Source organism: Bradyrhizobium hereditatis (assembly GCF_020329435.1).
Taxonomy (GTDB): Bacteria; Pseudomonadota; Alphaproteobacteria; order Rhizobiales; family Xanthobacteraceae; genus Bradyrhizobium; species Bradyrhizobium hereditatis.
Window position 1 is genome coordinate 440,461 of sequence record NZ_JAGKJK010000004.1, and the last position, 25,910, is coordinate 466,370.

Annotated in this window: 23 protein-coding genes and 1 tRNA gene; 12 read left to right on the forward strand and 12 right to left on the reverse strand. The window is 62.4% G+C overall.

Annotation, left to right across the window (positions count from 1 at the left end; all coding sequences use genetic code 11):
• Positions 1 to 4: 4 nt before the first annotated feature.
• Positions 5 to 1,867 carry a DNA helicase RecQ gene (recQ, locus tag J6524_RS12350; RefSeq protein WP_225670804.1) on the forward strand — a complete coding sequence of 621 codons (1,863 nt, stop codon included), beginning with the start codon at positions 5 to 7 and terminating at the stop codon, positions 1,865 to 1,867.
• A gap of 18 nt (positions 1,868 to 1,885) precedes the next feature.
• On the opposite strand, the gene J6524_RS12355 is transcribed toward recQ, so the two are convergent.
• Complete coding sequence (locus J6524_RS12355; RefSeq protein ID WP_225670805.1) at positions 1,886 to 2,899, reverse strand: 1-aminocyclopropane-1-carboxylate deaminase; 1,014 nt, start codon at positions 2,897 to 2,899, stop codon at positions 1,886 to 1,888.
• Between the two features lie 158 nt (positions 2,900 to 3,057).
• On the opposite strand from J6524_RS12355, the gene J6524_RS12360 reads away from it, so the two are divergent.
• Together J6524_RS12360 and J6524_RS12365 are read left to right on the forward strand one after the other, a co-directional pair.
• Complete coding sequence (locus J6524_RS12360; protein ID WP_225670806.1) at positions 3,058 to 3,522, forward strand: Lrp/AsnC family transcriptional regulator; 465 nt, start codon at positions 3,058 to 3,060, stop codon at positions 3,520 to 3,522.
• A gap of 69 nt (positions 3,523 to 3,591) precedes the next feature.
• Positions 3,592 to 4,185, forward strand: coding sequence for a hypothetical protein (locus tag J6524_RS12365; protein ID WP_225670807.1), 594 nt, complete (start codon positions 3,592 to 3,594; stop codon positions 4,183 to 4,185).
• Positions 4,186 to 4,200: 15 nt separating this feature from the next.
• Here J6524_RS12365 and J6524_RS12370 read toward each other — a convergent pair whose 3' ends face one another.
• The gene (locus J6524_RS12370) at positions 4,201 to 4,470 is read right to left on the reverse strand and encodes a hypothetical protein (RefSeq protein WP_225670808.1); all 270 of its coding nucleotides are present in this window, start codon (positions 4,468 to 4,470) and stop codon (positions 4,201 to 4,203) included.
• Between the two features lie 19 nt (positions 4,471 to 4,489).
• The gene (locus J6524_RS12375; protein ID WP_225670809.1) at positions 4,490 to 4,684 is read right to left on the reverse strand and encodes a hypothetical protein; all 195 of its coding nucleotides are present in this window, start codon (positions 4,682 to 4,684) and stop codon (positions 4,490 to 4,492) included.
• A gap of 251 nt (positions 4,685 to 4,935) precedes the next feature.
• Between J6524_RS12375 and J6524_RS12380 the strand changes: the two genes are divergently transcribed.
• Entirely contained in the window at positions 4,936 to 5,244 is a 309-nt protein-coding gene (locus tag J6524_RS12380; RefSeq protein ID WP_225670811.1) for a hypothetical protein, read from the forward strand.
• Between the two features lie 87 nt (positions 5,245 to 5,331).
• On the opposite strand, the gene J6524_RS12385 is transcribed toward J6524_RS12380, so the two are convergent.
• A complete protein-coding gene (locus J6524_RS12385) occupies positions 5,332 to 6,594 on the reverse strand; it encodes a S1C family serine protease (RefSeq protein WP_225670813.1) in 1,263 nt (420 codons plus the stop codon).
• Positions 6,595 to 6,730: 136 nt separating this feature from the next.
• On the opposite strand from J6524_RS12385, the gene J6524_RS12390 reads away from it, so the two are divergent.
• Both J6524_RS12390 and J6524_RS12395 read left to right on the forward strand, forming a co-directional pair.
• Positions 6,731 to 7,957 carry a glycosyltransferase family 87 protein gene (locus tag J6524_RS12390; protein ID WP_225670814.1) on the forward strand — a complete coding sequence of 409 codons (1,227 nt, stop codon included), beginning with the start codon at positions 6,731 to 6,733 and terminating at the stop codon, positions 7,955 to 7,957.
• A gap of 235 nt (positions 7,958 to 8,192) precedes the next feature.
• The gene (locus tag J6524_RS12395) at positions 8,193 to 9,185 is read left to right on the forward strand and encodes a Bug family tripartite tricarboxylate transporter substrate binding protein (RefSeq protein ID WP_225670815.1); all 993 of its coding nucleotides are present in this window, start codon (positions 8,193 to 8,195) and stop codon (positions 9,183 to 9,185) included.
• Between the two features lie 58 nt (positions 9,186 to 9,243).
• Here J6524_RS12395 and J6524_RS12400 read toward each other — a convergent pair whose 3' ends face one another.
• Together J6524_RS12400 and J6524_RS12405 are read right to left on the reverse strand one after the other, a co-directional pair.
• Complete coding sequence (locus tag J6524_RS12400; protein ID WP_225670816.1) at positions 9,244 to 10,125, reverse strand: tetratricopeptide repeat protein; 882 nt, start codon at positions 10,123 to 10,125, stop codon at positions 9,244 to 9,246.
• A 94-nt stretch (positions 10,126 to 10,219) separates the two neighbouring features.
• Positions 10,220 to 10,945, reverse strand: a complete 726-nt coding sequence (locus J6524_RS12405; protein WP_225670817.1) for a FecR family protein — start codon at positions 10,943 to 10,945, stop codon at positions 10,220 to 10,222.
• Positions 10,946 to 11,356: 411 nt separating this feature from the next.
• Between J6524_RS12405 and J6524_RS12410 the strand changes: the two genes are divergently transcribed.
• Positions 11,357 to 13,759, forward strand: coding sequence for a VCBS domain-containing protein (locus J6524_RS12410; RefSeq protein ID WP_225670818.1), 2,403 nt, complete (start codon positions 11,357 to 11,359; stop codon positions 13,757 to 13,759).
• A gap of 48 nt (positions 13,760 to 13,807) precedes the next feature.
• Here the strand turns inward: J6524_RS12410 and J6524_RS12415 are convergent, their stop codons facing one another.
• The gene (locus tag J6524_RS12415) at positions 13,808 to 14,803 is read right to left on the reverse strand and encodes a tripartite tricarboxylate transporter substrate-binding protein (RefSeq protein ID WP_225670819.1); all 996 of its coding nucleotides are present in this window, start codon (positions 14,801 to 14,803) and stop codon (positions 13,808 to 13,810) included.
• A 230-nt stretch (positions 14,804 to 15,033) separates the two neighbouring features.
• Here J6524_RS12415 and J6524_RS12420 point away from each other — a divergent pair, with 230 nt between their 5' ends.
• Positions 15,034 to 15,948, forward strand: a complete 915-nt coding sequence (locus J6524_RS12420) for a 2-dehydro-3-deoxygalactonokinase (protein ID WP_225670820.1) — start codon at positions 15,034 to 15,036, stop codon at positions 15,946 to 15,948.
• A gap of 2 nt (positions 15,949 to 15,950) precedes the next feature.
• Entirely contained in the window at positions 15,951 to 16,586 is a 636-nt protein-coding gene (locus J6524_RS12425) for a 2-dehydro-3-deoxy-6-phosphogalactonate aldolase (protein WP_225670822.1), read from the forward strand.
• A 100-nt stretch (positions 16,587 to 16,686) separates the two neighbouring features.
• On the opposite strand, the gene J6524_RS12430 is transcribed toward J6524_RS12425, so the two are convergent.
• Positions 16,687 to 16,776: transfer RNA gene (locus J6524_RS12430), tRNA-Ser, on the reverse strand.
• 197 nt (positions 16,777 to 16,973) lie between these two features.
• On the opposite strand from J6524_RS12430, the gene J6524_RS12435 reads away from it, so the two are divergent.
• Complete coding sequence (locus J6524_RS12435) at positions 16,974 to 17,321, forward strand: hypothetical protein (RefSeq protein WP_376712015.1); 348 nt, start codon at positions 16,974 to 16,976, stop codon at positions 17,319 to 17,321.
• Between the two features lie 3 nt (positions 17,322 to 17,324).
• Here the strand turns inward: J6524_RS12435 and J6524_RS12440 are convergent, their stop codons facing one another.
• The 3 genes from J6524_RS12440 to J6524_RS12450 all read right to left on the reverse strand — a co-directional run bounded on the left by J6524_RS12440 (position 17,325) and on the right by J6524_RS12450 (position 21,307).
• Positions 17,325 to 18,788, reverse strand: coding sequence for a trehalose-6-phosphate synthase (locus tag J6524_RS12440; protein ID WP_225670827.1), 1,464 nt, complete (start codon positions 18,786 to 18,788; stop codon positions 17,325 to 17,327).
• Between the two features lie 197 nt (positions 18,789 to 18,985).
• Positions 18,986 to 19,822: a trehalose-phosphatase gene (gene otsB / locus J6524_RS12445; protein WP_225670927.1), complete on the reverse strand. Its 837-nt coding sequence runs from the start codon at positions 19,820 to 19,822 to the stop codon at positions 18,986 to 18,988.
• A gap of 15 nt (positions 19,823 to 19,837) precedes the next feature.
• Positions 19,838 to 21,307 carry an MFS transporter gene (locus tag J6524_RS12450; protein ID WP_376712011.1) on the reverse strand — a complete coding sequence of 490 codons (1,470 nt, stop codon included), beginning with the start codon at positions 21,305 to 21,307 and terminating at the stop codon, positions 19,838 to 19,840.
• A gap of 1,107 nt (positions 21,308 to 22,414) precedes the next feature.
• Between J6524_RS12450 and J6524_RS12455 the strand changes: the two genes are divergently transcribed.
• Positions 22,415 to 22,768 carry a DUF3175 domain-containing protein gene (locus tag J6524_RS12455; protein ID WP_225670829.1) on the forward strand — a complete coding sequence of 118 codons (354 nt, stop codon included), beginning with the start codon at positions 22,415 to 22,417 and terminating at the stop codon, positions 22,766 to 22,768.
• A 177-nt stretch (positions 22,769 to 22,945) separates the two neighbouring features.
• On the opposite strand, the gene J6524_RS12460 is transcribed toward J6524_RS12455, so the two are convergent.
• On the reverse strand, positions 22,946 to 25,000 hold the full coding sequence (locus tag J6524_RS12460; protein ID WP_225670830.1) for a methyl-accepting chemotaxis protein: 2,055 nt from the start codon (positions 24,998 to 25,000) through the stop codon (positions 22,946 to 22,948).
• 422 nt (positions 25,001 to 25,422) lie between these two features.
• Between J6524_RS12460 and J6524_RS12465 the strand changes: the two genes are divergently transcribed.
• Positions 25,423 to 25,908 (forward strand): (2Fe-2S)-binding protein, encoded by a 486-nt coding sequence (locus J6524_RS12465; RefSeq protein ID WP_225670831.1) that lies wholly within the window; start codon positions 25,423 to 25,425, stop codon positions 25,906 to 25,908.
• The last annotated feature ends 2 nt before the right edge of the window (positions 25,909 to 25,910 follow it).

The following is a 25,910-nucleotide window of genomic DNA, read 5'->3' on the forward strand; positions in this document are numbered from 1 at the left end:
CGGCATGGAAGCGAACACAGCCCCCAATCGATACTCGGGAACCGCTCGGGACGCGCTTTCCGTACTAAATCACGTATTCGGCCTGCCGAGCTTTCGCGGCGCGCAGGAAGAGATCGTCCGCCACGTCACGGAGGGCGGCAACTGCCTGGTGCTGATGCCGACCGGCGGCGGCAAGTCGCTGTGTTACCAGTTGCCGTCCCTGCTGCGCGACGGCTGCGGCATCGTGGTGTCGCCGCTGATCGCGCTGATGCGCGACCAGGTCGCGGGGCTGATCGAGGCCGGCGTCAATGCCGCGGTGCTGAACTCGACGCTCTCGTTCGACGAGGCCTCGGAAGTCGAGCGGCGGCTGCTCGCCGGCGACCTCGACCTGCTCTACGTCGCGCCCGAGCGCTTGCTCACACCGCGCTGCCTTAACCTGCTCAGCCAGTGCAATATCGCGCTGTTTGCGATCGACGAGGCCCACTGCGTGTCGCAATGGGGACACGATTTCCGCCCCGAATATATCGGCCTGTCCGTGATCGCGGAACGCTTCCCGAACGTGCCGCGCATCGCGCTGACCGCGACTGCCGACGCGATGACGCGCAAGGAGATCGTGATCCGGCTTGGACTGGCGGGTGCGCCGAGCTTCATCTCGAGCTTCGACCGCCCGAACATCCGCTACGAAATCGTCGAGAAGCAGAATGCGCCCGCCCAGCTCAAGACTTTCATCAGCGAGGGCCACGCCGGAGAGGCCGGCATCGTCTACTGCCTGTCGCGCGCCAAGGTGGAGGACATCGCTCAAGCGCTGACCGATGCCGGCATCCCGGCTCTGCCCTATCACGCCGGCTTGGACGCCAGCGTTCGCGCCCGCAACCAGGATCGCTTCATCAACGAGGATGGCATCGTGATCGTCGCCACCATCGCGTTCGGCATGGGCATCGACAAGCCGGACGTACGCTTCGTGGCGCATCTCGATCTGCCGAAGAGCATCGAGGCCTATTACCAGGAAACCGGGCGCGCCGGGCGCGACGGCAAGCCTTCCAGCGCCTGGATGGCCTATGGCCTGACCGATATCGTGCAGCAGCGCCGCATGATCGACGAGTCCACCGGCTCGGATACGTTCAAGCGTGTCTCGATCGGCAAGCTCGACGCACTGGTCGGGCTGGCGGAAACTGCGGGCTGCCGGCGCAGCCGCCTGCTTGGCTATTTCGGTGAAGCCGTCACATCAGAGAATTGCGGCAATTGCGACAACTGCCTGTCACCGCCACAGCTTCGCGACGGCAAGATACCAGCGCAAAAGCTGTTGTCCTGCGTCTACCGCACCGGGCAACGTTTCGGCGCCATGCACCTGATCGACGTATTAGTCGGCCGGCTGACCGAGCGCGTCACGCAATTCGGCCATGACAAGTTGTCCGTGTTCGGCATCGGGCGCGACCTCAACGAGAAGCAATGGCGCACCGTGATCCGGCAACTGGTCGCCATGGGTCATCTGCGCACCGACAGCGAGGCCTTCAATGCGCTGAAGCTCACGGAGAGTTCACGCGGCGTCCTGAAAGGCGAGACCGAAGTGATGCTGCGCGAGATGCCACCCGGTACGCGCATCCGTGCCAGCCGCGCCAAATCGCGACGCGGCGATCTGGCGCCGCGCGCCGAGACGAGGCCCGCCGATGCCGGCCTGCAGGCGGCACTGCGGGCCTGGCGCTCGGAGATCGCGCGGCAACGAGGCGTGCCGGCCTATGTCGTGCTGCACGATTCTACCCTCGACGGCATCGCCGCCGCGCGGCCGTCGACGCTGAACGAGCTCCGGAACGTCCCCGGCATCGGCGACAAGAAGCTCGAACATTACGGCGACGAACTGCTCGCGTTGGTGCGTGCTACCGACGCATAAGGGCCGCACACGACAGCCTCATCCATTGCGGAAGGTGTAAGCGTAGCCGTTGATCGCCGGCGCGCCGCCGAGATGGGCGTAGAGGATCTTCGATCCCTTCGGGAAATAGCCCTTGTTCACGAGGTCGATCATGCCCTGCATGGATTTGCCCTCATAGACCGGATCGGTGATCATGCCTTCGAGGCGGGCGCAGAGCCGGATGGCTTCCTTGGTTTCTTCCGACGGGACACCATAGGCGGGATAGGCGTAGTCCTCGATCAGCACAACATCGTCCTCGACAATCTCGCGGCCGAGTTCGACGAGTGCGGCCGTGTTGCGGGCGATGTCGAGCACCTGCGCCTTGGTCTGATCAGGCGTGAAGGACGCGTCGATGCCGATCACCTTGCGCTCGCGGCCGTCCTTGGCAAATCCCACCAGCATACCGGCATGGGTCGAGCCGGTGACGGTGCAGACGACGATGTAGTCGAAGGCAAAGCCGAGCTGTTTCTCCTGCGCCCTGACCTCTTCGGCAAAGCCGACATAGCCAAGCCCGCCATATTTGTGCACGGAGGCGCCGGCGGGGATGGCATAGGGCTTGCCGCCCTTGGCCTTCACATCTGCGATCGCATCTTCCCAGCTTTGGCGGATGCCAATATCGAACCCTTCGTCGACCAGACGCACATCCGCGCCCATGACGCGGCTGAGCAGGATGTTACCGACACGGTCATAGACCGCGTCCTCATGCGGCACCCAGCTTTCCTGCACCAGGCGGCACTTCATGCCGATCTTGGCCGCAACCGCTGCAACCATGCGGGTGTGGTTGGACTGCACGCCGCCGATCGAGACCAGCGTATCGGCATTGGAGGCGATCGCATCGGGAATGATGTATTCGAGCTTGCGCAGCTTGTTGCCGCCAAAGGCAAGCCCCGAATTACAATCTTCCCGCTTGGCGTAGATCTCGACCTTGCCGCCAAGATGCTGCGACAGCCGCTCCAGCTTTTCGATATGGGTAGGCCCGAAGGTGAGCGGATAGCGTTCGAATTTCTCCAGCATCGTCGTCCCCGTTGATGGTCTGATCTGGGAAACGCCGTATCACCAAGCCTTGGAAAGGTGTTTTCAAAGTTGACGGATCGGCTGCAGAAAGATTGCACAATGACGAAGCTGGATTACTCTTTTTTCCATAGACCAGCGTTCTGACGAGAGCTCCTTTCATGGCCGGCAGGCTCGACCGCATCGACCTCAAGATATTGCGTTTGCTGCAGAATAACGGCCGGCTAACCAACGCCGAGCTGGCCGAAACGGCGGGTGTCAGCCCCGCGACCTGTCATCGTCGGACCCAGCGCCTGTTCGACGAGGGCTATGTCCCCCAGGTCAGGGCCATGGTGGCGCCGCGCAAGGTCGGCAAAGGCGCGCTCGTCATGGTCGGCGTCGTGCTCGACCGCTCCACGCCGGAAAGCTTCGCCGCCTTCGAGCGGGCGATCGCGCAGCTCAAATTCGTGCTGGACTGCCATCTGGTGGCCGGCGATTTTGACTATTTCCTCAAGATCCGGGTCGGCGATATGGAGGATTTCAACCGCATCCATGGCGAGCAATTGATCGCACTGCCGGGCGTCCGCCAGACCCGCACCTTCTTCGTTATGAAAGAGGTGGTCGATAATGCTCCGCTCGATTTTTGACCGCGCAGGGCGTCGCAAGACCGGACCTGTTTCCCGGAACCTAGCGAGACGCTGGCCAGCCAGCGCCCGATGTCCTATCAACCCGATATGACCATGCAGTTTTTCCGGCTTGCTTTCGCCCTCGCCGCTATTTTCATGGCGATGCCGGCGCGTGCCTCGGACGAACTTCATCGGCAAGAGCCCGATACCATCATCTTCGCGATGATGTCCGGCAAGTGCAACACGCTCAAGGTCGCGGGGCGGGATTTCTCTTGTCGGGCCGTCGCCTTCTTCCAGACCGAGGAAGGCAGAGCGAATTTTACCGTCGCGCTCGACGACCCCAGCGACGATAGCCACACCATCACGTTTTCCGGCGACAACGGGCGCAGGCCGGATGCCAACCTGTATGAATTGCCGATCGACCGGATGCTCCTGAAATCCAAGGACAGACCCAAGGCCGATGGCCTCCCGGTGCCGTCAGTCGAATCGACCGCCGGCCTCTGCACGCAGGTCGGCAATTTCGTGACGCTGGAGCTTTCCTCTATCTCCTGCGTCGCCGTCGACAAGAACGGCAAGAAATACGAGCTTAAGTATCAGTCCGACGGCGCGCCGATGGCGGTACGTCGCATTAAGCGGATGCGCGTCGGCAGCCCCGCGGTGTCGCCGTTCGATGATGTGAAATGAAAGGCCGCCGGCGATTTACCGCGACCCGCTTCGCGCGCGCGCAGCCTTCGTTGGCAGGATGGAGCTCGCAATCTCAAATGCGACGGCCCATCTCGGCTTTTCTTCCTCCGCGCCGGGCACGTTGATTTGCACTCCGCCACCATCGCTGACGGTATAGGAGGCGGCCAGCGCGGCGGCTTCGAGGGCGGCGCCCCGCGAATCGTAGACGCCACCGATCTTGATGTTGTCGGCGAATACCGACCAGCCCAGCGGCGCTTTGACGACTTCGAATACTGATCGCTCCATTGGGTCTCCTGTATCCGTTTCACCTGTACCGTTTGCGCCCCTCGCCGACGCGGCGAATTCTCGCAATCGGGGCGTGACGCCGGGACGCTGCCTTGCCGGGCGCCTTCGCCCGCCAGTCGAAGGCCCGCAGCCCCGTCAACGACTGCACCGCCGGTGCAAGCGCGATTTCCTTCCGCACAGCATCCACAACCCGATCGAATTCAGCTTCGCTCATCGCACGCTCCATGGCTCCCGGCATTCTGCCGCCAGGACGATAAATGGGACCGCGCTGAGCACAGCTCGCCATGCAAGTTTGTTGTTTGAACGCTCGCCCGCGGTCGCTTCGATGGCAAAAAAGGGCCGAAATCGGGAAGCTGCGGGGGCCCCGCGGCGTGAAACCGGTGGGCCCGGCGCCGCGCTGGCGCCTCCCCTTGGCCCAACTTGCCCCATGCGTGCTAGATTCGGCTGCGAATCAGGAGGGTTTGCATGCCTGTAGACAGTGACAGCGCCATTGCGTGGCACCGGGCCCAGCTCAAGAAGCTCCGCGAGACCTTGAGGAATATCGAGGCCGCCAGGTTCACGGTGGGCGAGTCCGCGCAGTCAAGCAGGACCGGCAAGACCCAGAAGACGATTGCCGAGCTCGAGCAGAAAATCCGGCAGTCGCAGCACATCATCGGCGCCTACGAGCGGCAGACCCGACGGCCGCTTGCGACGGACCAACGAAGCCTTGCCAGCATCAGCTGGGGCACCTGGAACGCCCAGACCGCGCATGGCCGCGGCAGTAGTTCGCGGTAGGCTTCCATCAGGCTGACCGCCGCGGCCACGCCCGGCGGTTCTCCCGCCTGGATTTCAGCTGACCTAGCGGCCGTTGGCGCGCCGCCGTCACTGATTTCGTGCCGTCTCTTTTTCCTTCGCCTTGGCTTTGCAGGAGATCAGGAACGTAAACGCCCTGGCATTGCGGGCGATGTCTGCGGTCTTCAATTCAGCCTTGGCGTCGGAGATCTGATACGGCACCACGCTATTATCGAGAAAATCTCGCAACGCTCCGGTCTTGATGGCGAAGTTGATGTTCTCGGGGATGTTGCCGGTTGCCCGCGCGAACTTGATGGCATTGAGCTTTGCCGCAACCACGCCGACCACGTCGCCGCTGGAGGCAAGTAGCGGCCCTCCGCTATTGCCGGGTTGAACGGCCGCACTGATCTGCAGGAAGCGCGTGTCGTTCAGAAGACCGCTCAGCGAGCTCACAATGCCGGTGGTCACCGTGAAATCCGACGTCAGCAGCCCATGGAAGGGATAGCCGATCGCCACCACGCTGTCGCCGGACTGGATCGCCTTGTCCCTGATTTTGGCGACCTCCTTGAACGAGCCCGTCGCCTGCAGAAGCGCAAGATCGTTGGTCTCGTCGCTGGACACCAGGCGCAGCTTGGTGGATGCCTCGCCTGACAGGCTACCCTGAATGTCGCCGACGCAGCCCTGCACGACATGCGCGTTGGTGACGAGATGCCCGTTCGTACTCACCAGAAAACCGGTACCGGTCTGATCGAACAGCCTGTCAGGCTTGGCTGGTGCGGAGTCCGGCGCCGTTGCCGCCGCGACCGGTTTGGCGGCGGGCAGGACCGAAAAGTCACCGGCGCTTGCCAATCCCGACTGCTTGATCTTGGCGACACAGTTCGCCAGCACCGGCAATAGCTGCCCGGTCTGATCGAGATTGAACTGGAAGAGCTGCCCCTGCGTATAGGCAGTCATGGCCTTTGCCCGCCGAAACTGGCTGATGAGCGAGGAATTGCTCGGCATCGGGACGCGAACCAGCTTGTCGGCGATCGGGATGCCATGAACGTTGAAGGGCTGCTGGCCGTCGAATGTCAGGGTCAGCGGAAAGGCTTCCCCGGTCCTCAGCCTCCATTGCTCACGCATGAAGCCGAGACTCCACCCGCCATTGCCGTCGATCATCACGACAAAATAGACACCGCTGGCGTACTGGGCGCCTGCTGCACAATGCGAGAAGGATCCGGTCTGATCGTTGGTGTAGGCCCCGCCTTTCCAATTGCCGACGCTGATCGAACCATAAGGTCCGCGCGCATTCGCATTTGAACCGGCAAGAATCGAGCACAGCAGGACTGCGATCGCGGCGGCACGGCACTTCATAAGATTCCCCCACATTCCCAGAGCGAGCATATTTAGGTTTGCAACCGGAGTCCATTCGGCACATCGCCTCGATCGTCGTAAGATCGGCACCGATTCGCTCGACCGCAGCAAGGTGGGCGCTTGGCAGGGACAACACATGGATTTGGCTCACGGCGCAGGTAGCTTCGAGCAGAGGGGCGCGCTGCATCCGCCCGCGGTGGTGCTGATCCCCAGCCTCGTGATGTCGCTCTATGTCTGGCTTATCCTGGTCACGACCATTCCGTATCCGGGCAAGATCGGGCTCGACTACAACACGCTAGGCACTGACTGGATGGTCTTCTACGGCGCGATCCGTTCGGTGCTCGACGGCAATGCGCCGTTGATCTTCGATGGCGATCGTTTCACCGATTTCCTCAATACGGCGTTCGCAGGCTGGCTCTCCAAGCCGCTGGAATTCCGCCCGTGGGCGTATCCGCCGAGCTTCCTGGTGCTTCTGCTGCCGTTCGCGCCATTGGGATTCTTCGGCTCCTACGTGGCGTTTCAGGTCGTGACCGCCGCCCTCTTGGCAGTGGCGCTGCGCGCGAGCGTGGGAGCTGCCCTGGCATCGGGCGCTCTGCTGGCTGCCGTGCTGATCTGCCCGGCATCGGCCATCAACACGATCAACGGCCAGGCCGTCTTCCTGGTCGCCGCGCTGATCGTCGGCGGCTTCGGACTTCTCGAGCAGCGCCCCTATCTCGGCGGATTGGTGCTGGGGCTGCTGACGTTCAAACCTCAATTCTGCATCCTGGTCCCGATCGCGCTCGTCGCGGCGGGGCAATGGCGCGCGCTTCTGGCGTCGGGGCTATCCGCGCTCGCCTTGATGATCGCGAGCGGATTGATTTTCGGATGGGACCTCTGGTTGCGCTGGTTTCCTGTCATTTTTGAGAATCTCGTCAGCCCGAGCGAGAAGTGGATCGAGTACGGCCGCATGTGGGGCCACAGCGTCTATACCTGCGCGGTTCTGCTCGGCGCGCCGGCGCGATTGGCGTCGTGGATTCAGCTGCTCGCCACGCTTGGTGCGGCTATATCCGTCATCATCGCTTTCCGATCGCGGTTGGGGACGCGGGAGAAGACGGCGGTCTTTCTCGCCGCGACCGTCCTGGCCGCCCCGCATTCCGGCCCTTATGACGGGACGCTGCTGGTAATCGCCGCGGCGTTCTGGTTGATGGCACGGCGCGCTCCACTGCCGCTATGGTGCTGGACCTTGGCGTTCATGGTCTGGCTGCTGCCTTTGGTGAGCCCGCCCCTGATGTTTCCCGTGGCCAGGGTCGCCCCGCTGCTTCCCGTGCTGTTAATCGTGCTTCTGCTTCGTCCCGAGGTTTCGGCGCCGGAATACGCGCGATAGCGCGGCGTACAGGGCAGCCCGCGCCGGAACGATCACGCCGCTGCCCGTGGTGCAGCGACCAAACGCCCCGGCGTTTGCCGCGACTGCATACTTATTTTTAATGGACACGCTTGGCATCTTGCATACGGTGGGGTCCGTCGCCCTGACCGCACGCGTGGTGGAACCGGGGCCTCAAAAAAACACAATCGCGCCGCCAGTGGCGGATGCCAATTTACAACTTCCGGAGGAAGATCCTGTGAAGCCAAGAGTTATTCGGTGTGCCCTGCTTCCACTTCTGGCGCTCGTGTCCGCCGTGGTCGGCCAGGCCCCAACTGCAGCCCAAGCCCAGACCTGGCCTGACAAGGCGATCACCTTCATCGTGCCGTTCGCGGCCGGCGGCGGCACCGATGCCTTTGCCCGCCCGCTTGCAGCCCAACTCGATACGCAGCTGGGCAAGCGCGTGCTGATCGAAAACCGCGCCGGCGCGGGCGGCACGGTCGGCGCTTCCGCGGCGTCCAAGGCCGCGCCCGACGGCTACACCTTCTTCGTTGGCGCGGCGCATCATGCCATCGCCCCCTCGCTCTATCCCAACCTCGACTACAACATCGAGAAGGACTTCATCGCGGTGGCGCTGATCGCGCGGCCGCCGCAGGTGGTCGTCGTCAATCCGGACAAGGTTGCCGCCAAGACGCTGGCCGAGTTCATCGCCTACGCCAAGGCCAATCCGGGCAAGCTGAACTATGGCTCGGCCGGCGCCGGCACCACGCACCATCTCGCCGGCGAGTTGTTCAAGATCCTGACCAAGACCAACATTCAGCACGTGCCCTATCGCGGCGCTGGCCCCGCCATGCAGGACCTCATCGCCGGCCATGTGCCCGTCGTGTTCGACGGGCTCGGCTCGTCGGCAGCCCCCGTCAGGGCCGGACAATTGCGCGCACTCGCCGTCGCTGCGCCGAAACGCGTGCCGGCATTCCCCGATCTTCCGACCGCTGCCGAAGCGGGCCTGGCCGGCTATGAAGTGTCGACCTGGTATGGCGTGTTCGCACCCAAGAATACGCCGCCGGCGATCGTCGAGCAGATGACCAAGGAGTTGAAGAAGGCGATGCAGACGCCGGCCATCAAGGAGGCCTGGGAACGCAACGGCTCCGATGTGCCCGATGTTACGGGGCCGGCCTTCGCGAAAATGGTGTCCTCGGAAGTTGAACGCTGGCGCAAGGTCGTGACCGAGGCGAACGTGAAGCTCGACTGATCTGGTACGCTAGGCGCGGCGCCTTGCTTTGGCGAGCGTGCCGCGCCAAGCCTGCTGATCAGTTGGCGGCGCGTACGCCATAGCGCGCGAAGTCGTCATCAATTCCCGCCTGGATCATCTTTGCCGCCGAGATGTCGGCATCGCCGCCGGTCTTGTCGCCGCGCTTGAGCCTGGCGAGCCCGCGCCCATAGAGCGCACTCGCCAGCTTCGGATCGAAGCGCAACGCGGCACTGAAATCTTCGATCGCCGCAGCCTCGCGTCCCATCTTCAGGTGAATCAAGGCGCGCGAGTCATAGGTAGCGGCATCGTTCGGCCACGACTGAAGCACCTTGTTGCAATCCTCAAGTGCCGTTTGAAGCGCCGTTTGCAATGAGCCGAGAATGGCCCGGGTCCAGCAGCGCCCGCTCAACGCAGCTTCCAGGTTGGGCTGAAGACGAATGGCCTCGTCGTAGTCTCGCGCCGCGCGGTCGTACTCGTTCTTTTTCAGGTAGACCGCGGCCCGGTTGACGAAGGCTCTGGCGTAGTTCGGGTTGAGCTTGATCGCTTGGTCCAGGGCTTGGATCGCGAGATCGTATTCGCCCTTCCGCAAATAAGCCGCGCCGCGGTTGTTGAAGGTTTTGGCGGAAGACGGATCGAGCTTGATTGATTGGTCGAAATCCTGAAGGGCGCGGTCAAGGTCTCCCTTTGCGGTATGGGCATTGCCCCGATTGTTATAGGCAATCGCAAGGGCCGTCGTCGTTCCCTGACCGGAATCGATGAACGCCGTGCAACCATTAATCCGAACGGCAAGCGAGGCGCGATCCGAACCGTTGCACAATGCAATGTTCTCGAGATAGTCGCTCTTCTTCGCATTCTGCGCGGCAGCCTGCGATCCGAACAATAGCAAGGCAGCAACAGACGCAAGCCCCCGAGTGACGCGCCCGCTTGCACTGCATTTCATGAAAGGGTCTCCGATCCCGGCACCTGCGAAGCGGCAGTTGTCGACTTGAACTCCCGAATCTTGCTCACCGACGAGTCTCACGCCGCGAACGTGCCTAGCATCCCCTACAGATGTTCAGATTTGATTTTGGATACGGCTTTTGATCCGGTTGCTGCGCCGCTGGCGCTCCCGGATTCCGCAGCGCCCTGCCTTTGCCTTGTTCAATGAGCGTGGAAAATCTGACTGTCCCGTCATCCGAAATCTCGACGCGCGGCGTGGTGCCGCGAACGCCCATGGTCGCAACAGGAGTATCGACCTTCATATCGCCGGTTTTTGCAACTTTGCCCGCGACAAAGGTGAAGGTTCCCTTGGTCAGGCTGAACAGCGTCGAATTGGATAGGCTATTTGGATCGTACACGAACTCGTTCAAAGCCATGCGCGCATTGTTCGACAGATTGAACGAGGTGCCGTCGGTGAAGTTGATGCCGACCTTGCCGTCGGCGCCAGTTGCAACGACATCGCCCTGATAGACGAGGTCACCGACCTTCGCCTGGCCGGCTTGACCTGAGGTGCTCGCCTGCACCACCACCGCAGTCGCACGTTCAATGGTAACCGACCCCGTGGCGACAACAACTTTGCCGATTGGCTTGGACGTCAGCTCCTGAACGGCGGGCCTAACTTGAGCTTGAATTTGCGCGTGGGCCGGCCCGGCGACAAATCCGGCTGTCGCCAGAGCGAAGCCTGTCGCCAATGCGGCAATTATACGCGTGCACATGATCCCCCCTTTCCCGAGATGATCTTGTCCGAGAGGGCGCTCAGGAGAGCTTTGAATCACGGACATTAGACCCGATTTCCGGGGAAGGCATCATCTCTCCGCCTCTCGAAAGTATTACTCCTTTTGAGCCTAAAGCTAATGCCCAGGGGTTGGGCTAAGTTGAAATCAGGAAATTTCAGCGGCCGGTCCCAGGTGCTGGCCGCGACGGGATGTTTTTGCGTCACGTATTTTTTGCTTCAGATACTTTCCTCATGGGCCGGGCAAGCCAGGCCATGAACAATTGCACGGGGTAAGTGGCAGACGGGGGTTAAGTTCATGCTCGTCGGGTCCCACGCCGAGACGGGGGACGAAGTCAAGGCCGTTGCGGCCCCGCTTCAGATCGCGGCCCGGTCCGGTCTGGTTGGGCGGACGACCTGCGCTGCCACCCAAGTCCCAGCCGGCGCTACTCGAAGCCGGGCTCATGCCGGCAGGTTCGGCATGCTGTGGCTCACGGCACTCACCTTTGCGCTCGGCAAGCAGGCCCAGGCCGCCGATCCTGACGTCACGTTCCTGGACGACGGCAACATCGCATACAAAGACCTCGAACATGGCTCATTCGAGCTGGTCACCAAGGAGGCGATCCCTCGACACATCGTCGTTGACGATCCTGGACAGACCATCATCCTGCGTTCGCAAGGGTCCTCGGTCATCGTAAGTCAGAGCACAAACTCCGCTGCGCGAATGGCCGAATTGCAGGCGGCCCAGCAGGAGGCGCTCGCCACCCAAGAGCAGGGGCTGGGGTCGACGGGATCGAGCACGCCTCCTCCCCTCGAGAAGCTGCCGGTCCAACCAATCAATTTCATCCAGACCGATGGTTCTGCCCCGGAGCTGGAAGTCCCTGCTGCGCCTACGGTGACCTTGGCATCAGCTCCGGAGATCATTTTCGGGCAAATACCGCCTCCACCGCCAACCCCTCCAACGTTGAATGCGGTGATTGGGCCGACCGAAATCGACACCACCGTCTTTGACCTCTTCACTGCGACAAGCGGCACTTTCCTTGCCAGCAGTCCCAACAGCAACGCTGTACTGACCTTCGGCATCAGCGGGGGAACCGTCGGCAGCACCGCAATCGACGGAGTAACTTACGATGTATCGAAGGCTGGTCCCTACGGTACGCTTTATGTCGATAGCAGGACCGGCGCCTATACGTTCGTTCCGGACAATAACGCGATCAATGCGCTGACCGAACCCACCACCACGGACTTCAAGGTCACCGTATCCGACGGCACGCTCTCGGCGGATCAAACCTTTACGATCGCCATCAACGGCAGCAACGACGCGGCCATCATCTCCGGCGACACCAATGGCACTGCGATCGAGGCCAGCAGTCTCGCCAACGTCGCGCTCGCCACGCTGAGCGCCACCGGGACGCTCACCAGCGCCGACGTCGATGACGCGCCCAACACTTTTACGACGGTTGACACTCCGACGGCGAGCGCGCAGGGCTTTGGCACCTTCACGATGACAGCGGCCGGCATATGGACTTACACGGTCAACGACTCCAACAGCGCAGTGCAGGCACTCAATGTCGGCGATAAACTGACCGACTCCTTTACGGTGACCACGATCGACGGCACCCCCCAGGTCGTGACAGTCACCATCAAGGGCACCAACGACGCAGCAGTCATTTCCGGCGCCACGACCGGCTCCGTGACCGAGGACGGTGGCACCAACTGCGATCCACCGATCGCGACCGGCACGCTCACGGCTACCGACGTCGACAACGCGTCCGGTTTTACGGCCGTCAATTGCCCGACGGCCAGCGACGCCGGCTATGGCACCTTCACGATGACGGCGGACGGCGTGTGGACCTACACGCTCGACGATAGCAACTGCGCGGTGCAGGCCCTTAATGTCGGCGACACGCTGACCGACACTTTCAAGGTGACCGCCGTGGATGGCACCGAGCAGCTGGTGACGGTTACCATAAACGGTACCAATGACGCCGCCATCATTGGCGGAACCAAGCAAGGCTCGGTCATCGAGGCTGGCGGCGTGGCCAATTCGGTATCTTGCAAACCAACCGCGACCGGCACGCTCACCGACACTGATGTCGACAACGCTCCCAACACCTTTAGGGCGATCGATTCGCCGAAGCCGAGCGATGGCGGCTATGGCACTTTCACGATGACGACGGATGGCGTCTGGACCTACACGCTCGACAATACCAACTGCACGGTGCAGGCACTCAATGTCTGCGACACGCTGACCGACTGCTTTACGGTGACCACCATCGATGGCACCCCGCAGGTGGTGACGATCACCATCAACGGCGCCAACGACGCCGCCGTCATCTGCGGCGCCACAACCGGTTCAGTAACCGAAGCTGGCGCTTGCACAGATGGTACGCCGATCGCAACCGGCACACTCACCGATACTGACGTCGACAACACGCCCAATACGTTCACAGCGGTCAGCTGCCCGACAGTCAGCGACGGCGGCTATGGCAGCTTCACGATGACGAAGGATGGCGTCTGGACCTACGAGCTCGACAACACAAATTGCGACGTGCAGGCGCTCAACGACTGCGACACGCTGACCGACTGCTTCACCGTGGCTACCATCGACGGCACCGCACAGGTAGTGACAATCACCATCAACGGCACCAACGACGCGTTCTACTTCAAGGACAAGATGTCTGACGTCAACGTCATCGACCTTGCAGAGGATAGCTCGGCGCCGATCAGCTCCCCCGAAGACGATCTTGGAGCCAATGCGCCGCCGGCGACTACAGAGGCAGCCCAAATGATCGAACTGTCTGCACAATCGCCCGACGGTTTCATTTGGAACCAGACGGGCAACGCTGTCACCACCCACGCGCCGCACGATCTCAACGTGTGACGGAGCTACACCGGCTTCGGCGCAGCCGCTCCGCATTCCGCAAGGGCCCTACTTCGCTTCGCTCGCCTTGATGCCCGAGCTTTCAATGAGCTTTGCCACGCGCAGCAGGTCGGCCGCGAACAGGCGTGCGTGCGCTTCGGGCGTCAGTTCATTGTTCGGGAACGGCAAAGTTCCGAGCTGCTTGAGCTTCTCCAGAAGCTCGGGCTCGGCCAGGGCCGCGCGGAGCGCCGCGTTCAGGGCATTGATGGTCTCCCTGGGCGTGCCCTTCGCCACATAGAGCCCGTGCCACATCGAGTAGCTGACCTCGGGCATGCCGAGCTCGGCTGTGGTCGGCACGTCCTTTAGCTGTTCGAGCCGCTGCGGCGATGTAATGGCGATGCCGTGCAGCGCTCCGGCCTGGATCTGCGGCAGCGCGTTGGTCACCTGATCCCACAACAGATCGATCTGCCCGGCCAGCAGATCGGCGATCGCCGGGGCTGATCCGCGATAGGCCACGACCGTCGGCTTGAAGCCAAGAACATTTCCCATCATCACCGCGCACAGATGGCTGTTGGTCCCGAGACCGCCATGCGCGAAGTTCGCCTTGTCGCGCTGCGACTTGATCCAGGCCACATGGTCCCTCGGTCCCTCGCCAGGAATCGATTTGCGGCCAATCAGGACCATCGGCGCATTGTTGACGAGGCCGACCGGCTCGAACGCCGTTTTCGTATCGTAACGGAGATTAGTGAACAGGCTGGGCGCGGCGAGCAGCGCAACGTGATTGATCAGGATTGTCGAACCGTCAGGCGCCGACCGCGCAACTCGATCATTGGCCAGCGTGCTGCCGCCGCCAACCACGTTCTCGATAATGACGGTCTGGCCGAGCGTGCGCGACATCCGCTCACCGATCAGACGCGCGACAGTATCTGTGCCACCGCCGGCTGCAAAGGGCACAACCAGCGTCACCGTCTTCGCGGTCGATTGCGCATGGGCCGGCGCCGACAGCGCTGCTAACAGGAGGCCAAGGCCCATGAGCGCACTTCTAAGGGGGAAATTGTTCACCATGGCGTCCTCCCATATCTTCCTTTTTTGTGTTCCTTTTTGCTGTCATGCCGCGTTGTCGCGGACGTGCGCTCGTTGGCGAAGCCATCCCGCAGCAAGCGACGCGGCTCCACATGACGTCAGATCATGCTGATTGCGCCTCTGCAAATCAAATGGAAAGCGAGCGTAGCTCGCCGGCAGAGCGGCGTGGTACGATGACCCTAGGGAGCGAATAGAATCGACATGGATTTGGGATGAGCGAGGCGGCATATGTCGCGGTCGACTGGGGCACGAGCAGCTTCCGGCTTTGGCTCGTCGACCGCGCCGGCAACGTGTTGGGGGAGCGGCGCAGCCACGAAGGGATGATGGCGGCCGGCAAGGTTGGCTTTGCGGCCGTGCTGCAATCGCATCTCGAGGCCGTCGGCGCCGCGCCTACCCTGCCCGTGATCATCTGTGGCATGGCCGGGGCGAGACAGGGGTGGATTGAAGCCGGCTATGTCGACACGCCGGCGCCGCTCGCCTCAATCCTGCAGCGGGCCGTCGCGGTGCCGGGACAGGACCGTGACATCCGCATCCTCCCGGGAATCGCGCAACGGGACCGCGAGGCGCCCGATGTCATGCGCGGCGAGGAGACCCAGTTGCTGGGCGCTTTGGGCCTTAACGCGGCTGGCGATGCGCTCGTCTGCATGCCGGGGACGCATTCGAAGTGGGTCAGTGTGCATGGCGGGACTGTCGAACGCTTCGCCACCTTCATGACCGGCGAGTTGTTCGGCGTGATATCGCGCGAAACGATTCTGTCGCACGCAGTAGCCGGCGCCGACGAGGCGGAAGACGTCGATGCCTTCAAGGCGGCGGTCGTGGCTGCGTTCGAGCGACCTGCCTTCGCAGCTAACCTGCTGTTCCAGGTGCGATCGGGACAGCTCCTTCATGGCGGCACACCATCTTCGGCGCGCGAAAAAATATCGGGCACCCTGATCGGCCTCGAACTGGCAGCAGGACTCACGGGCGAAGCTTCGAAAGCCGGCATCACGCTGGTGGCGTCAGGGAGGCTTCAGATGCTTTACCAATTGGCGTTTGACACGGTTGCCGTGCCCATCCGATCCATCGAAGCCGAGGACGCGGCTAGGCGTGGTCTTTTGATGGCCGCCGCAGCGATTTGGAGCGTATGAACATGAGTGTTGTCCCGTTCCCCGCGATGAATCGTCCGCTGGTCGCGATCCTGCGCGGCGTTAGACCTGAGGAGACAGAGGGTATCGTCACCGCGCTGCTCGACAGCGGCATGACGGCGATCGAAATCCCACTTAACTCGCCGGACCCGTTCCGCTCGATCGAGATCGCCGTCAAGCTGGCGCCCGCCGGGACCCTGATTGGTGCCGGCACCGTATTGACGCTCGACGATGTCGCGCGGCTGCATGATGTCGGCGGCCGCCTCATGGTTTCTCCCAACGTCGATTCCGAGATCATTGCGAGCGCGCGGACCCGCGGCATGGTGACGATGCCCGGCGTCTTTACTCCGACGGAAGCGCTGCTAGCCGCCAAGGCGGGCGCCTCAAGCCTGAAATTCTTCCCGGCAAGCGTGCTCGGCGCCGCCGGCATCACCGCGATCCGCGCCGTTCTCCCCGCTGACCTCATGATCGCCGCCGTGGGTGGCGTCTCCGATACTAACTTTGCGGATTACACGAAGGCCGGCATTGTGGCATTCGGCCTGGGCAGCAGCCTCTACAAGCCGGGCATGACGGCTGCGCAAGTCGCCGATCGCGCCAAGGCAACGATTGAGGCATATGACAGGGCTATTCAGCAGAGATAGGAGCCAGCCCGCCGTCGCTGCTTTGCAGCTATGGCGAGGCACCCGCCGTCGCTTGCACTCCGTCGCGGGCTCGCCGCGCCGAAGCGCAAGCGAAGGCGGGTGGCGGAGAGAGTGGGATTCGAACCCACGGTACGGTTTCCCGCACACACGCTTTCCAAGCGTGCGCCTTAAGCCACTCGGCCATCTCTCCGGAGGCCCTCTCTTGAAGGGGCAGAACTGATTTTGCAAGGGAGGCTGGGCGCGGCGGCTAAAATTTCCTCAATTCGTTGAATTTACTTGGCAATTTGGGTCAGCCCAGAGCCAATATTCGGCGCTTCGCCGGGCCTTGAACCGGAATCCGGCCATCATCGACGATGATAAGTGGCGACCCTGTTGGTAGAGGACGGCATCATGATCACGCGAATGCTTCAATTATCCGTCCTCGCAGCGGCTCTGGCGATCAGCGCCGCGGCTCCGGCAATGGCGCAGTCCTGCACCCGCAAGGGGGTGGACGTCACCTGCGACGATGGCCGGCGCGGCATCTTCTCTAACGACGCCATCGTCTGGGCCGACGGCTCGCAATCGAGGCTGGCCTCGCCGCATCCGAGCGTCATCATCGGCAACAAGTCGTCGGTCGTGATCGGCCCCGGCGTGTTCGCCGGCAACGGCAAGGGTGGTTACGTGCCGATGGAAAATCCGAGCGCGCCGAGCAAGGCGCGCTGTCCGGTGCTCGACGGCGTCTCGTACTGCTACTAGCGGCTAGTGATACCGCGCGCCGCCGCCATGGGTGGCGGAGCGCAGCGGCCATGGCGCGGGCTCGACGATAACGGGCGCCAGCGCGTCCTTGTCGAGCTGACACTCATGCAACGCTTCGGTGAAGTCGGCGAACCATTGCTGGATCGTATGGCCGCGCAACTTCGCCATCATCGCCTCCCAGCGCATCCGCCGCTCGGTCAGCGGCATCGACAGCGCAATCGCGATGGTGCGCGCCATGCCGTCGATATCATGCGGATTCACCAGTAGCGCCGTGTCGAGCTCATTGGCGGCGCCGGCGAATTTCGACAGCACGAGCACGCCGGGATCGACCGGGTTTTGAGCTGCGACATATTCCTTGGCGACGAGATTCATGCCGTCCTGCAGCGGCGTCACCACGCCGACCTGCGCGGTGCGGTAGAGGCCGGCGAGCACGGCCTGGCCATAGCCCTTGTTGAGATAGCGGATCGGCGTCCAGTCGACCTCGCCATGGACACCATTGACGTCGCTGACGAGCCTGGCGACCTCGCTCTGCAGGTTGCCGTAGGCCTCGATCGCGCCGCGCGAGGGCGTTGCGATCTGCAACAGCGAAGCAGTGCGCGCCAGCTGCGGATGCATGGTCCACATCCGGTCGAATGCCTTGATGCGGTTGATCAGGCCCTTGGAATAATCCAGCCGGTCGACGCCGATCGCGAGCTTCTCACCGTTCAGGCTGCGCCGCAGCCGCGAGACATCAGGATGGGTCGATGCCTTCATCGCCAACTGGGCGAACTGTTTCGGATCGATGCCGATCGGAAATACCGCGGCGCGAGTCCTGCCGTAGCGCGAGATGATGACGCCGCCATGCACGACGAGGCCGAGGTCGGCCTGCGCGTACGACACGAAGTTCTCGCAATCCTCCTCGGTCTGGAAGCCGATCAGATCGTAGGCCAGCATGGCCTCGATCAGCTCGCGATGATGCGGCACGCCTGATATCACCGAACGTGCCGGCCACGGCGTATGCAGGAAGAAGCCGATCGGCTCGGTGACGCCGAGATCACGTAGTTCGGCGCCGAGCGCGAGGAAATGGTAGTCCTGAACCCAGAATGCGGAATCTGATTTTCGGAAGCGCAACAGGGCACGCGCCATGAAGGCGTTCACTTCGCGATAGCTGAGATAGTCCTCCTGCGTGGCGCGAATCAGATCGGCGCGCGAATGCAGCGCCGGCCACAGCGCGGAATTCGCAAATCCTTCGTAATAGCCGCCATAATGCGCCGCCGGCAAGTCCAGCATCGCCAGCGCGCCGGCGCCAAGGGCTTCGATTTCGGCGAATGGTTCCTTCTGGTTCCCGTCGCGGACCCTACCGCTGGAACCCACCCAGATGGCGCCCGATTTCTCGACGATGGGCAGCAATGCCGCCGCGAGGCCCCCCGTCATGGGTTCATTGGGTTTTCCGCGCGAAACGCGGTTAGAAACGACGACGAGGTTCAAAGGTCCCCTCCCGTTGGTACGCTCGCGTTTAACTGCCGTTCATCAATATGGTTCCTGATCACCCTTTCAACGAATTGAAACCAAATTCGGGCTATGCCGTGCAGGAACTCACCGGAACTCACGAAAAATAAACTTTGCCGCGAACCTCGGCGGCATCGGCGAGAATCTATGTTCGAATCTCGTCGACACGAAAAACATTATGGCAGCGATGCGTCCCTTTCATCGTCAAGCAGATGCGCGAGGAATTCCCTGACGTCGCTTGGCGCATCAAAATGTCCGGCCACGCCCTTGGCGCGACGGCCGACCGAGAAGGCAAGGCCATCGAGATCGGGCATGATCGCAAACACGCTCTCATCGGTGACATCATCGCCGATGAAGAACGGACGGCGGCCCTTGAACGGCTCGCGCGTCATCAGTTCGCGCACGCCGCTCGCCTTGGTGAAGCCGGAATGCTTGATTTCGCAGACGCATTTACCGGGCAGCACCTCGATCGGCGCATTGGGAAGATCGGCCCGGATCAGCGACACCGCGGCATAGATCGCCTTCTCGGCATGCGGCGCGAGGCGATAGTGCAGGGCTAGTGAATAGCCTTTGTCTTCCAGCAATATTCCCGGACTCAATTTCGCGATCGCCGCCAGGCGCCGCTTCAATTCCTTGTCCATCGGCGGTGCATGCGCGGCCACCGCCTCGCTGTCCACCTCGATCCGCATCTCGGCGCCGTGGCCGCCGACAGCAGGAAACACGTCGGGCGCAAAAATCAGATCGATATCGTTGAGCGAGCGGCCGCTGACCAGCGCCAGCGCGCCGTCGGTTCGCTTCAGCAGGCGCTTCAACGTCTTGGCCAGCCCGGGCGGCACCCAGACCTCGCGCGGAGTGGGCATCAGATCGAGCAGGGTGCCGTCGATATCGAGCAAAATGGCTGACTGGCTCAAATGCGGCACCAGCGAGCGTGGTACCGGCACGGTTTCCGGCGCGGCGTCGTCTTCACGTAAGATATCGTCTTCCAATGGCATTTCGGCCAGATCCTGATTCATGTCGTCCATCTCATCCTACTCCACACATGCGAGTGGCCGTGCGACAGATTCGAGCGATTTTCGCTCGGCCGCAACGGCATACCGCCACGCGACGGCGGCAGCCACGATCATCAATGCCGACCCGAACAGGTAGCCGGCGAAAACGCTGTTGCGCGATCCGGTATCGATCAGCGCGCCGAACAGCGCCGGTCCCGCCACGCCGCCAATACCCGTTCCGATCGCGTAGAACAGCGCAATCGCGAGCGCGCGCACCTCCAGCGGAAAGTTCTCGCTGACGGTGAGATAGGCGGCGCTCGCCGCGGGCGAGGCAAAGAAGAAGATCACCATCCAGGCAATCGTCTGGGTCTGCGCGCTGAGTAAGCCGATCGAGAACAGATAACCCGACAGCGCGAGCAGCAGGCCGGAGACGCCATAGGTCGTCGTGATCATCGCGCGACGGCCGAGCGTATCGAAGAGACGGCCGAGCACTAGCGGCCCGAGGAAATTGCCTGCCGCAAACGGCAGGATGTACCAGCCGACGTCATTCGACGGGATGCCGAAGAAGTCGGTCAGCACCAGCGCGAAGGTGAAGAAGATGGCGTTATAGAAAAACGCCTGCGAGGCCATCAGCACCAATCCGACAAGCGAACGCTGCCGATAGGTCGTGAACAGCGTTTGCGCGACTTCGCCAAGCGGCGTGTGGCTGCGCATCCGTAAGCGGATCTTCGGGAATACCTCGTCGGCCGCATGGTCGGAATGGCGTACCGATCCCCGCTCGATGTCGTCGACGATCGCGTGCGCCTCCTCGGGGCGGCTATGGATCATCAGCCAGCGCGGACTTTCCGGAATCCACATCCGCATCACGAAAACGATCAAACCCAATGCCGCACCGATGAAATAGGCCAGCCGCCAGCCCATGTCGGGGGCGAGCACATTTGGATCAAGCAGCACGATGGCGGCGACCGCACCGATCGCAGCGCCAATCCAGAAGCTGCCGTTGATCACCAGATCGGTCCAGCCGCGATAGCGCGCCGGCACCAGCTCCTGAATCGTCGAATTGATCGCGGTATATTCGCCGCCGATGCCGGCACCGGTCAGGAAGCGGAACAGCGAGTAGCTCGCGACATCCCATGACAGCGCCGTGGCGGCGGTGGCGCTGAGATAGAGCGCAAGCGTGATAAAGAACAGTTTCTTGCGCCCGATCCGGTCCGTCAACCAGCCGAAGCCGAGCGCACCGAGCACGGCGCCGGCAAGATAGGCGCTGTTGGCGATGCCAACGTCAAAGTTCGAAAATTGCAGCGTCGGGCTTTCCTTCAGCGCACCCGACAAGGCGCCCGCCAGCGTGACTTCGAGTCCATCGAGAATCCAGGTGATGCCGAGCGCAGCCACCACGCGGGTGTGAAACCCGCCCCAGCGCAGGCAATCCAGCCGTGCCGGTATGCTAGTCTCGACGACGCGACCGTTCTCCTCTTGCACGGCCGCGGAATTGGAGGCGCTCTCATTCACTAGCGCACCGTGCCGTCCTGCTGTCGCACCCATCGGATTGGACCAACGAAAAACACCCCGGAACGCCCCAGCCCCAGGGTTGTCACGCTCAAATGCGGCAAACTTGATGCCCGCTGCTGAGATAACGCGTTGAGGAGATAGGGGTTCCGGGGATATCGGGATGGCGAAATTGCATGGCTTGTAGGGTTGCTGTGGCCGTGCGGCTCTGCGCATGCGGCAGTAGCTCATCTCCATCATGCGAGCGCAGCGAAGCAATCCACGTCTCGACTCGGGGTAGATGGATTGCTTCGCTGCGCTAGCAATGACGCGGATGTAGCTTCGCGCTCTCACGGCGCTCAGCGCCCGAGGTTTGTATCTTCTTTACCCGCCCTCTCCAATCAGAGGGCGCAGGGAAGACCGGGTGCTGGCTGCACCCGCGGTCTCGTGTGCTGCTTGCGCATATAGAAAACGCACACGAGCATACAGGTACAGCGGAAACACTCCGGCCTTCCCTGCGCAATGGCTTTACGGCTTATACGTGATCTCCCTGGTGAACGGCTCTTTTGCCACCATCGCTACGCAGGGACTCCCGCGCAACTTAACGCCAGCACCGCGGCGTCCAGACCACACGACTTCGCCGTACGCTTCCGGCGCGCAACGTCTCTCGCGCCATCTGCGTCCATCGCATCTCACCGCGCGTTCGTGACGTGGCCGCCGCCCCTCATCTTGCGGTGAGACGAGCGGAGTTATGCGACTGATTTGGGTGAAAACGGAAGCGGAATATTTTTGATTCGCGGGCTTGACACGATTTCTGAAAATCAGAAGTGATTTGCCTCTCATGCCAATGGTCTCGGTTTCTGCACGAGATCGTGCATGTGCGCGAAAGCAAATCATTCAGCAGTAGGTTGGACAAGCGACAGTCCGTAGGGTGGCAAAAGCGAAAGCGTGCCCACCATCAAGCAGCGCGCTCGGCGATGGAATGGTGGGCACTTCGCTGGCGCTCCTTTGCCCACCCGGCCGCCATCCGGGAAACGCGAGCACGTCTGCCAAGTGTAACATGCCATGAAGAGCGGAAGGAACCGAACGATTCGGCCATCGTTCTCGGCAAAAGCAGCAATGGAGCCGAACATGGTCGAACGTAGAAAAGCCGCCCGCCCGCGGAAGACCGCAGCTCGCAAGAGCAGCCGCACGACAAGGGCGAAGAAATCATCGCCGAGGCGATGGTCGCAACGCGTGACACAAGAAAGCGACGCGCTCGATCTCGAGCGCGGCGTCTTCAAGCAGACCAGCGCGAAGAAGATCGCGGCATCGCTGAAGCGCTCCGCCGAGCACAGTTCGCGCCGCAAGGCGGGCGCCTATCGCTCGGCGCTGTCGATGCTGACCTTTTATATCAATCGCGCCGGCAAGACCTTGCCGAAAACGCAGCGCGCGCGGCTGGAGCGCGCGAAGGTGGAGTTGAAGCATCAGTTCGGGAAGGAGTGAAAGGCTGCTCAGCGAGCCAAACACTCAAACCGTCATCCCCTGCGAAGGCGGGGGATCCAGTACGCCGCGCCTTCTCGATTGATCACAGTCTCTGGAATACTTGATCACCCGCCTACGCGGATGATGACAGCGGTAGGCTTGATGACACTTCGATGATAACGGCAAGGAGTGAGCGCACTACGCCGCCCGGATATTCGCCATGAAGCGGTCGAGCTCTTCGCGCAGGCGCGCGCTTTCGCTCGACAGCGTGCGAGCGGAATTCAGCACTTCCGCCGACGCCGATCCCGTTTCGGTCGCGCCGCGATTGACCTGCATGACGTTGGCAGCGGCTTCCTGTGTGCCTTGCGCGACGTTCTGGACGCTGCGCGCGATCTCCTGCGTTGCCAGGCTCTGCTGCTCGACGGAGCTCGCAATCGTCGCGGCGATGTCGGAGATCTGGCCGATGGTGCCGCCGATCTCCTTGATCGCGGCGACCGATTCCTGCGTCGCGCCCTGCATGCCCGCGATGTGATTGGAAATCTCGTCAGTCGCTTTCGCGGTCTGGCTGGCCAGCGATTTGACTTCGGATGCCACCACGGCAAAGCCGCGGCCGGCATCGCCTGCGCGGGCCGCCTCGATGGTGGCGTTCAGCGCCAAAAGGTTGGTCTGCTCGGCAATCGCGGTGATCAGCTTGACCACATCGCCGATCTCCTGCGCGGCCCGCGACAGCTTGCCGATCCGCCCGTCGGTCTGTTCGGCCTGACGCACGGCGGCTTCCGCAATCTGGCTGGATTCCTTGACGCGCCGGCCGATCTCGTCGACGGAGGTCGACAATTCCTCGGTTGCTGACGCCACCGACTGCATGTTGCTGGAGGCTTCCTCCGAGGCGCCGGCGACCTGGCTCGAAAGGTTCTGGGTGGTTTCCGCCGTCCGCGTCAGCGTGTCCGCCGCGGCCTCGAGCTGCACCGCGGAAGATGAAACGTTGGCGACGATGGCGCCGACCGCCGCTTCGAATTCATCAGCAAAGCGGATCAGTTCGGCGCGACGCGCAGCGCTCGCCGCCTTGTTCTGCGCTTCCTGGGTGGCGGCGTCGCGCTCGGCGCGGGCGATAGCCTGCACCTTGAACTCCTCGACTGCGCTCGCCATCTCGCCGAGTTCGTCCTTGCGGCCGAGACCAGGCAGCACAACCTCGAAATCGCCGGCGGCGAGCTTGCGCATGGCGTTGCACATTGCGGTCATCGGCCGGGAAATACCGGTACCAAGCAGGAACGCCCACACACAGCCGAGCAGGAAACCGCCGGCGGCGAGGATCAGGATCAGCCGCTCGGTCTCGCCGATGGTCGCGTCCGATGCCGCTTCAAGGCGCTTTTGCTCGGCCAAGAGGTCCGACTTCATCGCGGCCGATCCCTTGTTGATGGCCGCCGCTGATTCCGCCATTTCCTGGATCAGCTCGTCGATCTCCTTGGCATTGTCGACCAGCTTGGTAAGCGACTGCTGGTATTCCCCCAGCATGGTCGAGACTTCCTTGATCCCCTCGCGGATCTTTTCGTTGCTCGACGAGATCGCTTTCAGCGCATTCTCGACGAATTTCAGGCGCGCCAGCGCACTCGCTGCCACCGTCTTGTCCGCATTGACCACGAACGTATTGGCGAGCGCGGTGACCGCCTGGAACTGCTCGGCCACCTTCTTCGCGCCGAGCGTGATGACAGGCATCTCGTCGTCGTCGGCATTGCTGGGGAGATCGTCGAGCTTGTAGCGCAGCGAATTGCCGGTGCGCGTCAGCTGGTTCTGCGTGATGCGCGCGCTCTCGTCCTTGACCTTGAGGATATCTGCGAAAATCTTGGTGAAGGCGCGGAATTCGCGCTCCAGTTTTGCGACCTGCTCGAGCCGCGTCGGATTGGTGGTCCCCTTCATCGAAGCAATGATCGCGTCCTTGAGGCGAGCTTCCGCCTCCAGCGCCGCCTTGCCGTCTTCTTCCTTTCCGGTCGCCACGAAATAGCGGGCGAGCGAACGATAGGAAATCAGTTCGCGGTCGATGTCGCGCGACAGGTCGGCTTCCTGGACGCCGCGCCGGTAGGAATCGACGACGCCGGAAACACGTTCGAAGCCGAGATAGGCAAAGCCCATGCTGACGGCCGAGATCGCCAGCACGACGGCAAAGCCGAGCATGATCTTGGCGCGGAACCGCAGGGTTGGGAGCCTGAAAGACGAGCCGCTACGCTTCAGAAATCGCACGTCACCCCCCGTTTTCATTCTGAAAACCAGGCATCGGGAGGCCCAGCCCCCAATCCGGTGCGCAAAGTTAAGGCAGAATGGATAAAGGTGCGTAAATTCGGGCAAAAGCTGCAAGGGGGCAGAGGGACTGTCTCTTACCCTCCCCTGGAGGGGAGGGTCGACGCGCGTGGAGCGCGCGGCGGGGTGGGGTGATGGTCTCTCCGCATCCGACAGTACCCGAGTGGAGGGATCACCCCGTCTCGCATTTCGCTGCGCTCATGCGAGCCGACCCTCCCCCTCCAGGGCCCCTCCAGGGGAGGGTGAAAGATTCGCATCGCGCGTCTCCGCGCTCATGCCAGCGAATGTCATCACAATGACAGCGGCCACCAAAATCCTAGTTGCAAGTTCCCGCGCCGCTGTTTCTAATTGGAATAATTACAAAACATCGGGAGGAACTACGCGTGTCTACAGTCAAGCTGACCGTAAACGGCAAAGCCGTCTCGGCCGAGGTCGAAGACCGAACCCTTCTCGTCCATCTCCTGCGCGATCATCTTAACCTGACCGGCACCCATGTCGGCTGCGATACCAGCCAATGCGGCGCCTGCGTGGTCCATATCGATGGCCAGGCGGTAAAGTCCTGCACCGTGCTGGCGGCCCAGGCTGCCGGATCCAGCGTCACCACCATCGAGGGCATCGCCAAGGGCGACGAGCTGCACCCCATGCAGGCGGCGTTCCGTGACAATCACGGCCTGCAGTGCGGCTTCTGTACCCCCGGCATGATCATGTCGGCGATCGATATTGTGCACCGCCACAGCGGCCAACTCGACGAGGCGACCGTCCGCCACGAGCTGGAAGGCAACATCTGCCGCTGCACCGGCTACCACAACATCGTCAAGGCCGTGCTCGATGCGGCAGGACGCATGAAGGTCGCGCAGGCCGCGGAATAGCG